Genomic DNA, 13,139 nt, shown 5'->3' with positions numbered 1-13,139 from the left:
GGGGAAGCACTTTTAATGTCAAGCAAGAACCGACTGGACCCGATCCCGCAACCGCCGACCAAGCCGGTCGTCGGCAACATGCTGTCGCTGGACTCCGCTGCCCCCGTGCAGCACCTGACGCGGCTTGCCAAGGAGCTCGGTCCGATCTTCTGGCTCGACATGATGGGCTCGCCGATCGTCGTCGTCTCCGGCCATGATCTCGTCGACGAGCTCTCCGACGAAAAACGTTTCGACAAGACGGTGCGTGGGGCGCTGCGGCGCGTGCGCGCGGTCGGCGGCGACGGCCTGTTCACGGCCGACACCAGGGAGCCGAACTGGAGCAAGGCGCACAACATCCTGCTGCAGCCGTTCGGCAATCGCGCGATGCAGTCCTATCATCCCAGCATGGTCGATATCGCCGAGCAGCTGGTCCAGAAATGGGAGCGGCTCAACGCCGACGACGAGATCGACGTCGTCCACGACATGACGGCGCTGACGCTGGATACGATCGGCCTGTGCGGCTTCGACTATCGCTTCAATTCCTTCTACCGGCGCGACTACCATCCCTTCGTCGAGTCGCTGGTGCGCTCGCTCGAAACCATCATGATGACGCGCGGCCTGCCGTTCGAGCAGCTGTGGATGCAGAAGCGCCGCAAGACGCTGGCCGAAGACGTCGCCTTCATGAACAAGATGGTCGACGAGATCATTGCCGAGCGCCGCAAGAGCGCGGAGGGGATCGACGACAAGAAGGACATGCTGGCGGCGATGATGACCGGCGTCGACCGCTCGACCGGGGAGCAGCTCGACGACGTCAACATCCGCTATCAGATCAACACCTTCCTGATCGCGGGCCACGAGACAACCAGCGGCCTGTTGTCATGCACGATCTATGCGCTGCTGAAGCACCCCGAAATTCTCAGGAAAGCCTATGACGAGGTCGATCGCGTCTTCGGCCCCGACGTCAACGCCAAGCCGACCTATCAGCAGGTGACGCGGCTCACCTATATCACGCAGATCCTGAAGGAGGCGCTGCGGCTGTGGCCGCCGGCACCGGCCTACGGCATCTCGCCGCTCCAGGACGAGACCATCGGCGGCGGCAAATACAAGCTCAGGAAGGGTACGTTCGTCACCATCCTGGTGACGGCACTACATCGCGATCCCTCAGTGTGGGGACCGAACCCGGATGCCTTCGATCCCGAGAATTTCAGCAAGGAGGCTGAAGCGAAACGGCCGATCAACGCGTGGAAGCCGTTCGGTAATGGCCAGCGCGCCTGCATCGGGCGCGGCTTTGCCATGCATGAGGCCGCGCTCGCGCTCGGCATGGTCCTGCAGCGCTTCAAGCTGATCGACCACCAGCGTTACCAGATGCACCTGAAGGAAACCCTGACGATGAAGCCGGAAGGCTTCAAGATCAAGGTACGTCCGCGCGCCGATCGCGAGCGCGGCGCCTATGGCGGGCCTATCGCCGCTGCGGTCTCGACGCCGAAGGCACAGCGTCAGCCGACGACGCGGCCCGGCCACAACACGCCGATGCTGGTGCTCTACGGCTCCAATCTCGGCACCGCCGAGGAGCTCGCGACCCGCATGGCGGACCTTGCCGAGATCAACGGCTTTGCCGTGCATCTCGGAGCGCTCGACGATTATGTCGGCAAGCTGCCGCAGGAGGGCGGCGTGCTGATCATCTGCGCCTCCTACAATGGCGCTCCGCCGGACAACGCGTCGCAATTCGTCAAATGGCTCGGCAGCGATTTGCCTGATAATGCCTTTGCCGGCGTGCGCTATGCCGTGTTCGGCTGTGGCAACAGCGATTGGGCGGCGACCTACCAATCGGTGCCGCGCTTCATCGACGAACAATTGTCGAAGCACGGCGCCCGCGCGGTCTATCCGCGCGGCGAGGGCGATGCGCGCAGCGATCTCGATGGCCAGTTCCAGAAGTGGTTCCCGGCAGCGGCCCAGGTCGCGACCAAGGAATTCGGCATCGACTGGAATTTCACGCGTACCGCAGAGGACGATCCGCTCTATGCGATCGAGCCGGTCGCGGTGACCGCTGTCAACACCATCGTCGCCCAGGGCGGCGCGGTCGCGATGAAGGTACTGGCCAACGACGAGCTCCAGAACAAGGGTAGCGCCAATCCGTCGGAGCGATCGACGCGCCATATCGAGGTGCGGCTGCCGGCCAATGTCAGCTACCGGGTCGGCGATCATCTAAGCGTCGTCCCGCGCAACGACCCGACTCTGGTGGATTCGGTTGCCCGCCGCTTCGGCTTCCTGCCCGCCGACCAGATCAGGCTTCAGGTCGCCGAGGGGCGCCGTGCGCAATTGCCGGTCGGCGAGGTGGTGTCGGTCGGCCGCCTGCTCAGCGAGTTCGTCGAATTGCAGCAGGTCGCGACGCGCAAGCAGATCCAGATCATGGCCGAGTACACCCGCTGCCCGGTCACCAAGCCGAAATTGCTGGCATTCGTCGGCGAGGAGGCCGAAACGCTCGAGCGCTATCGCAACGAGATTCTGGCGAAGCGTAAATCGGTGTTCGACCTGCTGCTCGAACATCCCGCCTGCGAGCTGCCGTTCCATGTCTATCTGGAAATGCTCTCGCTGCTGGCGCCGCGTTATTACTCGATCTCATCCTCGCCGTCGGTCGATCCTGGGCGCTGCAGCGTTACGGTCGGCGTGGTTGAAGGTCCCGCCGCCTCCGGGCGCGGTACCTACAAGGGCATCTGCTCGAACTATCTCGCCAATCGCCGTCCGGGCGATACGATCCACGCCACTGTGCGCGAGACCAAGGCCGGCTTCCGGCTTCCCGATGATCCATCGGTGCCGATCATCATGATCGGCCCCGGCACGGGCCTAGCGCCGTTCCGCGGCTTCCTCCAGGAGCGCGCCGCGCGCAAGGCAAAGGGGGCAACTCTCGGTCCGTCCATGCTGTTCTTCGGCTGTCGCCATCCCGACCAGGATTTCCTTTATGCGGAGGAGCTGAAGGCGCTGGCGGCGAGCGGCATCACCGAGCTGTTCACCGCGTTCTCGCGGGCGGATGGACCGAAGACCTACGTGCAGCACGTGCTCGCCGCGCAGAAGGACAAGGTCTGGCCGCTAATCGAGCAGGGCGCGATCATCTATGTCTGCGGCGACGGCAGCAGGATGGAGCCCGACGTGAAGGCGGCGCTGGTTGCGATCCATCGTGAGAACACCGGCAGCGATGCCGCCGCGAGCGCGCGTTGGATCGAGGAGATGGGCACGAAGAACCGCTATGTGCTGGATGTCTGGGCGGGAGGGTGATTGTTCGTCCGATCGTGCTAAAGCACTCCCATGATTCCCTGGGAAAAGCTCGACACCGCCAAAATCCCCGGCTCCGACGAGGAGCTCCGCCTGATGCGGCGGGGCGAGGAGTTTTCCATCAAGCTCGGCACCAACGAGCTGATGAACAGCCGCCTGTCGGGTTCCGAAGCCGCGCTCGCGACGCTTGCGGCGAAGCAGATTGAGCAGGTCGCAAAGCCCGTCGTCCTCATCGGCGGCCTCGGCATGGGCTTTACCTTGCGGGCGGCGCTCATGGTTCTGGGTCCCAAGGCGAAGATCGTGGTCTCCGAGCTGGTGCCGGCAGTGGTGAGCTGGGCGCGCGGCCCGATGGCGGGGGTTTTTGGCGACAGCCTCGATGATGCCAAGGTGAGCATCCGCGAGATCGACGTCGGCGAAGTCATTCGTGCCAAGGGTTCGGCCTTCGATGCCATTCTGCTCGACGTCGACAATGGGCCGGAAGGGCTGACCCGGAAGGGCAATGACGCGCTTTACAGTGCGGGCGGGCTGCAGGCGGCGAAGACGGCGCTGCGGCCGGGCGGCGTGCTCGCCGTTTGGTCATCGGGACCCAACCCGGCCTTCACCAAGCGTCTCAAGCGCGCCGGCTTCGACGTCAATGAGGTCAACGTTCGCGCCACCGGACGAGGCGGCGGCGCGCGCCATGTGATCTGGATCGCGAAGAAGGGCTAGAACATCGTGTTGTTGTTCGCCGGGTTGTCCGGGATCGGCTGCACGACGTCCCAATGCTCGACGATCTTGCCGTTCTCCAGCTTGAAGATATCGACAATCGCATTGCCTCGCGTTCCGGGCTCGCGAACCGCGTGAACGTGGAGGATCACGAAATCGCCATCCACGAAGCTGCGCTTGATCTCGCTGTGCGAGTTCGGAAATTTTTCGCGGAGGAAGCCGATGAACTTCCGGAAGCCGTCAGGACCATCCGGCGCATTCGGATTGTGCTGGACATAGCGGTTGCCGACATAGGCGAGGGCGGCGTCGGCGTCCTTCTGGTTGAGGCCCTTCTCGTAGAAGGCGAGCACGGCGGCGCGGTTGGCTTCTTCCTGCGCGCTGCCGGCTATCGCGGCGCCGCTGGCCAAGGAGAGCATGAAAATGAAAGCCGCGATCATTGCGGCGGATCGGACGATGAGATGCATGAGGGCTCCGAGAGGCCGATGGCCTCTGTGTTGCGATTGAACGAGGCCGGTATAGCTTTCGCGCCGGCCTGCGTTAAGAGAGTAACCGGAAGCTCACATGGTCACCGCGAGGAGACCGTCTACGCCGCCTTCGCCGCCGCGCCATGCGCATGCTTGTCGATGGCGCGGATGATGTCCGGCCAGAACCGCATCGGCAGCGCATGGCCCATGCCTTCGATCATCAGCAGTTTTGCGCCCGGAATGGACTCTGCGGTATCCTTGCCTCCCTCAGGACGCACCAGCGGATCGATCGTGCCGTGGATCACCAGCGTCGGCGTCTTGACCGCATGCAGTCGCTCCTTGCGGCTGCCGGAGGCGAGCACGGCGCGCAGCTGCCGGCCGACACCGGCCGGATTGAGTCCGCGCGCGAACACGCGCTCGGCACGATCGGGGTCGAGCGCCTCCTCTTCCGGGAACGACCCCGCGCGCAACACTTTCCAGGTCTGGCCGTAGCGGACGATGAACTCCTCCTTGGTTCGGGGCGGCGGCGCCATCAGCATCGCAGCCGCCTCGCGGGTCGGCGGCGGCACGCGCGGATTGCCGGTCGTCGACATGATCGAGGTCAGCGAGCGCACGCGATCGGGAAACGACAGCGTCACCTCCTGCGCGATCATGCCGCCCATGGAGGCGCCGACCAGATGCGCGGACTTGATGCCGAGCGCGTCCATCAGCCCGATCGTGTCCTTGGCCATGTCGATCAGCCTGTAGGGAGCAGCCACCGGAATCCTGAGGAAGCGCAGCTTCAGCAGTTCGAGCGGCGTCAGGCGCTTGCCGCCGGTGAGATGGCTCGATTTGCCGATGTCGCGATTGTCGAAGCGGATCACGCGAAAGCCGTGCGTGGCGAGCTGCTCGCAGAACGCATCGTCCCAATGGATCATCTGCGCCCCGAGCCCCATGATCAGCAGCAGCGGCTCGGCATTGTCGTTACCGAAAATCTCGTAGCAGATGTCGATGCCGTTGGCGCGGACGGTCTGGGGCGGCTGATGAGCGGTCACGGGTCCCTCCTGCTGATCTCTGCTGTATCGCACGGTTTTACGCCGCAAAGAAGCCGTGTGCGCCGCACCGAGCCTGCTGGTTGACCGCTCCCCTGCAACGGTGTGGTATGGCGAAAAAGAAGGGCATCGCAGCTCTCAGATCAGGAGGACGCCGATGGCCGACAAGATCAACAATCCCGTCGCGATGTGGCAGAAGATGGTTGGGGACATGGAGAAGGGGTTCAACTCCTTCGCCAACCAGGCCATGTCGTCGCCGGAATTTTCGCAGGCGATGAACCGCGCGGGAGGAGTTGCTGCAGGTGCTCAGAAGCAGCTCGGCGAGCTCATGGAGAAATATCTGGTCACGATGAACCTGCCGAGCCGGGAGCAGGTCACGGGCCTTGCGGAACGGCTGCAGTTGATCGAAGCCCAGATCGGCGAGATGAAGGCGATGCTGAGTCAGATCGCGGCGAGTTCCGGCATCCCGCAAGGTTCTGACGGAACGCCGCGACCGCCGCGGACCAAGCGCCCGCCTTCCGAGAATGGAGGGCAAGCATGAACGCACCGGCGGAACTTGATTTCGCATCCATTCCGGAGCGGATCCAGACCGAGGTGCAGCGCGCGATCCAGCGCAGCATCAAGGGCGTCGAATATTTCTCGACCTCCGGACCCAGGCTCGGCTCGACGCCGAAGGACGTGCTGCATTCGCGCGGCACGATGAGCCTCTATCACTACCGGCCGATGTCGGACGAGATCTACCGCGTGCCGGTGCTGATCGTGATGGCGACCACCAACCGCGGCTACATTCTCGATCTCGTGCCCGGTCAGAGCTTCATCGAATTCCTGCTGAGGCGTGGCTACGACGTCTACATGCTCGACTGGAGCGCGCCGCGGCCGGAGGAGAAGAGCCTGCGGATGGAGGACTACGTCCTCGATTTCATCCCGGATTGCGTCCGCCGCGTGCAGCAGGATTCCGGCGAGCAGGACGTCTCCGTCATCGGTTATTGCTTCGGCGGCGTGCTGTCGCTGCTTTACGGCTCGATCCACAAGGACGGGCCGATGAAGAACCTGATCTGCTTCACCACGCCGATCGACTTCCGCGAGATGAAGCTGTTCTCGAATTTCTCCGACCGCCGCTATTTCGACGTCGACCGTCTCGTCGACAGCGTCGGTAACGTGCCGCCGGAGATGATCCTGTCCTCGTTCGAGATGCTGCGCCCGGCCTCGCGCACGGTGAGCCAGATCCAGCTCTGGGAGAACATCTGGAACGACGAGTTCGTGAAATCGTACCGGATGTTCGACCGCTGGGCGACCGATACGCTGCCGCTCGCCGGCGAATATTTCCGCACCATCACCAAGGACCTGATGTGGGACAACAAGCTGTTCAATGACACCATGTCGGTGGGCGGCCGTTCGGCGAAGCTCGAAGACATCAAGGTGCCGATCCTGCATGCCGTCGCCGAGCACGATCACATCGTGCCTTACGATGCCGCCAAGCACCTGATCGCCAAGATTGGCTCCGAGGACAAGGAAGAGGTGATGCTGAAAGGCGGTCACGTCTCGCTGGTCGCCGGCGCCAACGCGGTGAAGCGGCTGTGGCCGAAACTGGACTCCTGGCTGGGCAAGAGGTCGACATGAGCGAGCAGCGTTCCTATCCGCGTCACGTCAGGACCGACGCCGGCGATATCGAGATCCGCCTGATGTCGCCCGCCGACGAAGCCGCCGTGCTGGCCTTCGGCAAGGGCCTACCGACTCACGACCTGCTGTTCCTGCCGCGTAACATCAGCGAGGCGAAGGTGTTGTCGGCCTGGGTCAAGGAGATCGAGCGCGGCGCGATCCAGAGCCTGCTCGCGGTCAGGGACGGCAAGGTCGTCGGCTGCGGCACGCTGGTACGCGATCCGCACTCCTGGTCGCCCCATGTCGGCGAGATCCGGATGGTGGTGTCGCAGGACGTGCGCGGAAAGGGGGTCGGGCGGGCGCTGTCGCAGGAGACCTTTGCCCTCGCGCTCGGCGCCGGCCTGGAGAAGCTCTCGGTGCAGATGACGGTGGACCAGCAGGCGGCGATTGCGCTGTTCGAGAGCCTCGGCTTCAAGGCCGAGGCGCTGCTCCGCGACCACGTCAGGGACGTCGAGGGCAGGACCCACGACATCGTCGTGCTCGGGCACAACATCGCGCAGGTCCAGGCCCAGATGGAGGCCTATGGGCTACCCGGCGCGGTCCAGCACTAAAAACTCGAATTCAACCCCATGCACAGTAGGCGCGGGCCAGGAAGGCAGCAGATTGCCTGCCATTCAGGCTGTTCACGATTTCGTGATATCGCAGTGCAATATGAATATTGCATCGCACAATTGACTATGCCATATAAACCGTGCCCCGGGCCATTGAGGACGGGGTGAGCCCATAGCTCAGACCAATGAGGATGGAGAGAACCCTATGACCACCGAAACCAACACCGCTTTCGAGGGCTTCAAAGACGCTTTCAAGAACATCCAGAACCTGGAAGTTCCCGAGGCTGCCCGCGAATTCGTCAAGAAGACTGCCAACACCGCCAAGGACCGTGCCGCCGAGGTGTTCGCTGGCTCCGAGCGCGTGACCGCCGCCGTCGAGAACGCGGTGACCGAGTCCGTCACCGAGGCCGGCAAGATCAGCCGCAACATCCAGCAGGCGATCTATGACGACGCCCAGGCGTTCTTCGCCGGTATCGACCAGCTCGCGTCCGCGAAGTCGATCAGCGAAGCCGTCGAGATCCAGTCGAGCCTGCTCCGCGCCCGCGGCGAAGTGTTCGTCTCGCGCGCCAAGGCGACCGCCGACTATGTCGGCAAGCTCGCCGCCAACGGTGCGAAGTCCGCTCAGGACAACTTTGCCAAGGTCTATACCAAGACCGCCTGATCCTGTGCTCTGAGACAAAACTGAATTTGAGGCCCGCTTCGGCGGGCCTTTTGTTGTTCTCTCTTGCGTTCCCCCGGATGCAGTGCAGCGCGCCGCTCTTGCGGCGTGGTGCACTGCTGAGCCGGGGCCCATCTTGCCCGCTTGCTGGGTCCCGGCTCTGCGGTGCATCGTTGCACGCTGCACCGCGTCCGGGACACGCGGAGATTGACGCGCTAAGTATCCGCCATGACTCCACCGGTCACCTTCTCCTTCGACAGCCCCGGCGATGCCGAACGCGCGGCCGAGCTGCGCCGCGTCAAGGCGCTGGCGACGCTGGTGCTGGCCTCGACGCTGGCACTGTTCGTCGTCGCAAAGTGGCTGCTGCCGGTGCATCCTGTGTTCGGCTTCGTCGCCGCCTTCGCGGAAGCCGCGACCATCGGCGGGCTCGCCGACTGGTATGCGGTGGTCGCATTGTTCAAGCGGCCGCTCGGCCTGCCGATCCCGCACACCGCGATCATCCAGAGCAACCAGGCCCGCATCGCCGACAAGCTCGGTGAATTCATCCAGGTGCATTTCCTCGAGGCCGGCCCGGTCGAGGCCAAGCTGAACGAGATCGATTTCGGCTCCTTCGTCGCCGATTGGCTGCGTGACCGCAAGCGCAGCGATGATCTCGCGCGCTTCGCATTGCGTTTGCTGCCAGAGGCCGTCTCGGCGACCGAAACCTCGGGCTTGATGACCTTCATCATCCGCCGCATGTCCTCGCAAATCCAGGCCATAGACCTCGCGCCGCTCGCAGCCGGCACGCTACGCGGCTTCGTCACGGAGGGGCGGCACCAGATCCTGTTCGACGATCTCCTGCGCATCATGCACGAGACGCTGAATCAGAAGGAGACCATGGCGATGATCCGCGAGAAGGTGCGCGCGGAATTGCCGACGCTGCTAAAGCTCTACCGGGCCGACAAGTTTCTGGTGAACAAGATCGTGGCCTCCGCCACCGCGTTCTTCAACGAGGTGCGCAGCGATCCCAAGCATCCGTTCCGCGGCGAGTTCGACCGCATGGTGCTGAGCTTCGTCGACCGGCTCGGCACCGACCAGGGCTATATCGACCGCATCGACGGTTTGAAGCGCGATCTGCTCGCAAGGCCCGAGCTTGCCGATCTCGCCCGCACCGTCTGGGCCAATACGCGCTCGTTCATCGAGCGCAGCGCCAGCGGCGAGACGCTGGTGCTGCAGCATCATCTTGCCGGCATGTTCGTTTCGGCCGGCGATGCGCTCGCCGCCGATGCCGAATTGCGCGGCGAGATCAACAAGGGCCTGGTGACGGTGCTGCGCAGCTTCGTCGCGGACCAGAAGAGCGGCGTCTCGACCTTCATCTCCGACCAGGTGAAGGCGTGGGACATGGCGCAGCTGATTTCGCTGATCGAAATCAACATCGGGCGCGACCTGCAATACATCCGTTTCAACGGCTCGCTGATCGGCGGCCTCGCGGGACTTGCGCTCTATTCCGTAGAATCCCTGCTTCGCTTGTTGTGACTTTTGCGTCACGGGCGTTAGCATTAACGCGCGGGCCTATTGTGGCCTTGCCTCTCTCCCGCTTGAATGTCGGGAACCGGCCGCCCAGCTGATTCATGTTGCGCTGCGGAACGTTCACGAAGCCGGCGTGTTGGAATTCATCGTCCATTGCCGGCATCGCCGCGCACTTTTCAGGAAAGCATTGATGACCGCACCCGCCCAGACGCTGCGCCCGCCGTCCCGTACCCTGATGTTTCTGGAAGGGCGCGCGATCCACGAGTTCGGCGCATTCCTCGGCGCGCTGCCGCTGTTGAGCCTCGCGCCGCGCGGGGACGGACATCCGGTGCTGGTGCTGCCGGGCCTCGTGGCCTCCGACGCGTCGACGCGCGCGCTGCGCACGTTCCTGACCAGCAAAGGCTACGCAGTGAGTGGCTGGCGCCAGGGCCGCAATTACGGTCTCCGTCCGGGTGTGCAGGACGCAATGGTCGATCTGGTCGAGGAGCTCAGCGACAGGCACAGCCGCAAGATCAGCCTGGTCGGCTGGAGCCTTGGTGGCCTCTATGCGCGCCAACTCGCCAAGATGAGACCTGAGCGCGTGCGCCAGGTCATCACGCTCGGCAGCCCCTTCGCCGGCGATCCCCGCTCGACCAATGCCTGGCGCGTCTATGAATGGGCGAGCGGACGGAAGTCCGACGAGGTCGATCCGCAGTTCGGCGGCGATCTCGCCGCGCCGCCGCCGGTGCCGACCACCGCGATCTTCAGTCGCACCGACGGCGTCTGCGCCTGGCAGGGCTGCATGGAGAAGACGGGCGCGCAGACCGAGAGCATCGAGATCGAGAGCAGCCATTGCGGCATGGGTCACCATCCCGCCGCCGTCTATGCGGTCGCCGACCGCCTCGCGCAGAAGGAAGGCCAATGGCGGCCGTTCGATCGCAGCGGCTGGCGCAGCCTCGCCTATCCCGATCCGAATAGGTGATCTCTTCGCCTCTCCACGCGCGCGGGGAGAGGCCGGAATTTGCGAATAGCAAATTCCGGGTGAGGGGGACTCTCCGCGAGTCCCACTCTCACGGAATGCGCTGAGACTCCCCCTCATCCCGACCTTCTCCCCGCAAGCGGGGAGAAGGGGAAGAGAAACCGTCGCTCCCGTCCATTGTCGCACCCGCACCAAACGCGCTATGCCATGCCGCATGGCGCATCCGCTCTCCCGTATCATCGATCAGCTCAAGCGTGAGCCGTCGCGCACTGGCTCCATTGTCATCACCATATTCGGCGATGCTATCTTGCCCCGCGGCGGCTCGGTGTGGCTCGGAACGCTGCTGGCGTTCTTCTGGGGTCTCGATATCGAGGGCGGCGTCGTGCGCACCGCCATGTCTCGGCTCGCTGCCGATGGCTGGCTGACCCGCGAAAAGGTCGGCCGCAACAGTTTCTACCGGCTTGCCGAGAAGGGCCGTGAAACGTTCGAGGCGGCGACGCGACACATCTACGATCCGCCCCCGTCTGATTGGACCGGCCGTTTTGAGCTGCTGCTGATCGGCAACGGCGAGGACCGCGACGTTTCGCGCGATGCGTTGCGCAATGCCGGCTTCGGCAGTCCGCTGCCGGGCGTATGGGTTGCGCCATCAGGCGTGCCGGTTCCGGAGGAGGCCGCGGGCGCGATACGATTGGAGGTCTCGGCCGAGGACGACAGTGGGCGGCGCTTGCTCAGCGCAAGCTGGCCGCTGGAGCGCACGGCAGATGCCTATCTAAAGTTCATGAAGACCTTCGAGCCGCTCCGCGCCGCGATCGCGCCCGGCAATGACCTGTCGGAGGCCGACGCCTTCACCGCGCGTATCCTGCTCATCCACTACTACCGCAGAGTCGTGCTGCGAGATCCATTGCTGCCCGAAAGCCTGTTGCCGGCAGAATGGCCGGGCAAGGCGGCCCGCGAGCTCTGCGGCGAAATCTATCGCGCGCTGCTCGCTCCATCTGAACAGTGGCTTGATAGCCACGGAATCAATGAGAGGGGAGCGTTGCCGCCAGCGCAAAAACTACTCGAACGGAGGTTTGGCAGCTGAAGCCGCGCGAGCTGCGCATGACTGCGCCCTCGCCCGTTGTGGGAGAGGGCAGCTCCGCCGGCAGATGCGGCCTCGCTCGGGTGAGGGGTTTCTCTCCGCGCGTTCGATAAGCAGTTGGGGTACGCGGAGAGAAGCCCTCATCCGCCTTGCCTTCGGCAAGGCACCTTCTCCCACAAGGGGAGAAGGGAAGAAGCGCTGGGCTCCTTTTTATGTTACAGAAATATCTTGCATGGCGTAATTTATGTTATATATTCCCTCCCCATAAAACGGGAGGATGCGCATGTACACCCAGGCGCTGAACACGGCCGAGACCGACGAGCGCGGTCTTGAGGATGCAGCCAAGGCTGCCCAGTTCCAGGCCCGCATCGATGCCGAGGAGCGCATCGAGCCGAACGACTGGATGCCGGCGGCCTATCGCAAGACGCTGATCCGCCAGATCTCTCAGCACGCCCATTCCGAAATCGTCGGTATGCTGCCCGAGGGCAACTGGATCACGCGCGCGCCGACCTTGCGCCGCAAGGCCGCGTTGCTGGCGAAGGTGCAGGACGAGTGCGGCCACGGGCTTTATCTTTACGCTGCGGCCGAGACACTGGGCACCTCGCGCGAGGAATTGGTCGATGCCATGCTCGCGGGCAAGGCAAAATACTCCTCGATCTTCAACTATCCGACGCTGACATGGGCCGACATTGGCACCATCGGCTGGCTGGTCGACGGCGCGGCGATCATGAACCAGATCCCGCTGTGCCGCTGCTCCTATGGGCCCTATGCCCGCGCGATGATCCGCGTCTGCAAGGAGGAGTCGTTCCATCAGCGGCAAGGCTACGAGATCATGCTGACGCTCTGCCGCGGCTCGGACGAGCAGAAGGCGATGGCGCAGGATGCGCTGAACCGCTGGTGGTGGCCGGTGCTGATGATGTTCGGCCCTCCCGATGCGACCAGCCAGCACAGCGACACCTCGACGAAGTGGAAGATCAAGCGCTTCTCCAATGACGAGCTGCGTCAGAAATTCGTCGATGCTACCGTGCCGCAGGCGGAATATCTCGGCCTCACCATTCCCGATCCCGGCATGACCCAGGATGCCGACGGGCACTGGCGCTACAGCGAGATCGACTGGAGAGAGTTCAAGCAGGTGCTCGCCGGCAACGGCCCGTGCAACCGCGACCGCATGGCCGCGCGCCGCAAGGCGCACGAGGAGGGCGCGTGGGTGCGAGAGGCGGCAGCCGCCTATGCCGCCAAGCGCGCGCATCGGCAGACCGCACAAGCCGCCGAATAGG

The 13,139-nt window shown here is 64.0% G+C and carries 12 protein-coding genes; 10 read left to right on the top strand and 2 right to left on the bottom strand.

The window, feature by feature from the left end; all coding sequences use genetic code 11:
- Window positions 1-15 precede the first annotated feature (15 nt).
- Both HYH08_RS15185 and HYH08_RS15180 read left to right on the top strand, forming a co-directional pair.
- Complete coding sequence (locus HYH08_RS15185) at window positions 16-3,252, top strand: bifunctional cytochrome P450/NADPH--P450 reductase (RefSeq protein WP_220010616.1); 3,237 nt, start codon at window positions 16-18, stop codon at window positions 3,250-3,252.
- Between the two features lie 30 nt (window positions 3,253-3,282).
- Entirely contained in the window at window positions 3,283-3,957 is a 675-nt protein-coding gene (locus HYH08_RS15180; protein ID WP_220010615.1) for a spermidine synthase, read from the top strand.
- Here the strand turns inward: HYH08_RS15180 and HYH08_RS15175 are convergent.
- A complete protein-coding gene (locus tag HYH08_RS15175) occupies window positions 3,954-4,418 on the bottom strand; it encodes a nuclear transport factor 2 family protein (RefSeq protein WP_220010614.1) in 465 nt (154 codons plus the stop codon). The genes HYH08_RS15180 and HYH08_RS15175 overlap by 4 nt on opposite strands.
- Window positions 4,419-4,537: 119 nt before the next feature.
- Complete coding sequence (locus HYH08_RS15170; protein ID WP_220010613.1) at window positions 4,538-5,452, bottom strand: alpha/beta fold hydrolase; 915 nt, start codon at window positions 5,450-5,452, stop codon at window positions 4,538-4,540.
- Window positions 5,453-5,606: 154 nt separating this feature from the next.
- Between HYH08_RS15170 and HYH08_RS15165 the strand changes: the two genes are divergently transcribed.
- The 8 genes from HYH08_RS15165 (at window position 5,607) to paaA (ending at window position 13,138) form a co-directional block, all read left to right on the top strand.
- Window positions 5,607-5,990 carry a homeobox domain-containing protein gene (locus tag HYH08_RS15165; RefSeq protein ID WP_220010612.1) on the top strand — a complete coding sequence of 128 codons (384 nt, stop codon included), beginning with the start codon at window positions 5,607-5,609 and terminating at the stop codon, window positions 5,988-5,990.
- Window positions 5,987-7,069 (top strand): PHA/PHB synthase family protein, encoded by a 1,083-nt coding sequence (locus HYH08_RS15160; RefSeq protein ID WP_220010611.1) that lies wholly within the window; start codon window positions 5,987-5,989, stop codon window positions 7,067-7,069. Before HYH08_RS15165 ends, HYH08_RS15160 begins: the two co-directional genes overlap by 4 nt.
- Complete coding sequence (locus tag HYH08_RS15155) at window positions 7,066-7,659, top strand: GNAT family N-acetyltransferase (protein WP_220010610.1); 594 nt, start codon at window positions 7,066-7,068, stop codon at window positions 7,657-7,659. The genes HYH08_RS15160 and HYH08_RS15155 overlap by 4 nt, the downstream gene beginning before the upstream one ends.
- 205 nt (window positions 7,660-7,864) lie before the next feature.
- Complete coding sequence (locus HYH08_RS15150) at window positions 7,865-8,320, top strand: phasin (protein WP_220010609.1); 456 nt, start codon at window positions 7,865-7,867, stop codon at window positions 8,318-8,320.
- A gap of 225 nt (window positions 8,321-8,545) precedes the next feature.
- Complete coding sequence (locus HYH08_RS15145; RefSeq protein WP_220010608.1) at window positions 8,546-9,832, top strand: DUF445 domain-containing protein; 1,287 nt, start codon at window positions 8,546-8,548, stop codon at window positions 9,830-9,832.
- A gap of 184 nt (window positions 9,833-10,016) precedes the next feature.
- Window positions 10,017-10,787: an esterase/lipase family protein gene (locus tag HYH08_RS15140; RefSeq protein WP_220010607.1), complete on the top strand. Its 771-nt coding sequence runs from the start codon at window positions 10,017-10,019 to the stop codon at window positions 10,785-10,787.
- Between the two features lie 211 nt (window positions 10,788-10,998).
- Window positions 10,999-11,865 carry a phenylacetic acid degradation operon negative regulatory protein PaaX gene (gene paaX, locus HYH08_RS15135; protein ID WP_220010606.1) on the top strand — a complete coding sequence of 289 codons (867 nt, stop codon included), beginning with the start codon at window positions 10,999-11,001 and terminating at the stop codon, window positions 11,863-11,865.
- Between the two features lie 280 nt (window positions 11,866-12,145).
- Window positions 12,146-13,138 (top strand): 1,2-phenylacetyl-CoA epoxidase subunit PaaA, encoded by a 993-nt coding sequence (gene paaA, locus HYH08_RS15130; RefSeq protein WP_220010605.1) that lies wholly within the window; start codon window positions 12,146-12,148, stop codon window positions 13,136-13,138.
- Window position 13,139: the final 1 nt, after the last annotated feature.

The organism is Bradyrhizobium sp. BR 10289 (assembly GCF_019455385.1).
Classification (GTDB): domain Bacteria; phylum Pseudomonadota; class Alphaproteobacteria; order Rhizobiales; family Xanthobacteraceae; genus Bradyrhizobium.
Note: the sequence above shows the minus strand (reverse complement) of the source record. Positions and strands in the feature narration are given on the sequence as shown.